General features: G+C 70.7%; 1 protein-coding gene. It reads right to left on the bottom strand.

Going from position 1 to position 1,627, the window contains the following annotated elements:
• On the bottom strand, positions 1–1,570 hold a 1,570-nt coding region (locus FHS22_RS37130; RefSeq protein WP_184948885.1), incomplete at its 3' end, for an IS1182 family transposase.
• Between the last annotated feature and the right edge of the window lie 57 nt (positions 1,571–1,627).

The raw sequence follows: 1,627 nt of genomic DNA on the forward strand, positions 1-1,627 counted from the left end.
TGCCCTCCACGCCGGCACGCAGAGCGTATTTGTCCTTCCAGGTCTCGGTTTTCTGCTCGGCGCGGGCGGCGGCCAGGGCCTCATGCAGGTCCTTCGGCTGCAGAGTGAGCATGCGACGGCCCGAACGCGAAGCGGTGCATTGCCGCTGGAAGGGGCAGGGGCGGCAGGTCAGCACGCTGAAGGTGACCACGATCGCGTCGCGGCCGTGCTGGGTCACCGGGCTCCAGTGGGAGCTGGTCTTGCGGGCGGGGCAGCGGACCTGGCGGGCTTTCCAGTCGATGGCAAAGGCCGACTTGTCGAAGCCTTCGGCGGCGCGGGCCTGGGATGAGCGGTCGGCCAGGGCCGGGGTGACCATGGTGATTCCGCGATGCGCGGCGGCGCGGATCAACGCGGCGGAGGGGTAGCCGGCGTCGAGGTAGTGCTCGCCGGGTTGCAGGCCGCGCGCGGCGAGGTTGCGCTGGATCGGCGCGGTCGCCTTCACGTCGGGCACGGTGGCGTCGGTGGTGTGCACGTCCGTGATCAGGTTCGGGGGCGCTCCGTCCTGCTTCGCCTTCCCGGCCCCGGCTTCGGCTTCGGCTTCGGGAGCGTGGCAGGTCTCGGTGAGGTGGACCTTGTAGCCCAGCCAGAACAGCTCGCCCGCCTTGGCCGCCCAGCGGGCGTCGGTGTCGTAGGGGGAGGCCAGGCGCAGATGGCCGGGCGGGACGCCGTCACTGTCGGCCTCCCGCTTCACGATCACCTCCCGCCCCCGGCTGTCGGTCCTGGTCAGGTAGGTCTGCACGAGGACTTGCCGCAGCACCTCCACCGCCTCGATCTCGCGCAGCCACACCGGCGCGTCTTCGGCTCGCACCGCCCGGCACAGCCGCAGTGCGTCCTGGCCGAACACGGTCGCCAGCCGGTCCCGCTTCGTCTTCGACGACGGCAGGCGCCAGCCGTCGATCCGCTCCGCATAGCGGTGGGCGAACTCGGTCACGTCGATCGCCTGGGCCAGCCAGCCCGGAGCGGCCACCGCCAGGGCCTCCAGCGCGGCCCGCACGCTCTCCCCGGCCAGTTCGAGGCGGTTCAGCTCCCGCACTGCGCTGATCACATGAGTGGAATCGGTCCGCTGCTTGCCTGCGGCGCCGATGAGCCCGGCCTGCTGGCAGTGCTCCAGCAGCCGCTCGAAGACCACCTTCTCCATCCCGTGCTCGACCAGCCGGGCGCGGAACTTCGACAGCACGCTGTGGTCGAACCCCGAATCGGTCAGCTCCATGCCGAGGGCGTATTTCCAGTCGATGGCCCGGACCGCCATCGCCGCGGCCTGCCGGTCGGTGAGGTCTTCGGCGTATTGCAGCACCGTGACCAGGGCCAGCATGCCCGGTGCGAGCCCGGGTGCTCCCCGCACGCCGAACGCGGCCGCGAACGGCTCGTCGGCGAACACCTCCGCCAGCCGGTCGCGCACCCGTATCGGCAAGCTGCCCTCAGGGAACGCGGCCCGTGCCACCGCCGCGGTCTGCTCCGGAACCGGTTCCAATCCCCTGGCCTGCATCGACATCCGCATCACCCCTCCGGGCCACATGGCAGGAAGCGCCACCGGAGAAGATCATCCCTTGGTCCCCGAGACACATCCAGGGAATTGGGCAACAGAGTC

This window comes from Thiemannella venezuelensis, assembly GCF_014203605.1.
GTDB lineage: Bacteria > Actinomycetota > Actinomycetes > Streptosporangiales > Streptosporangiaceae > Planomonospora_A > Planomonospora_A venezuelensis.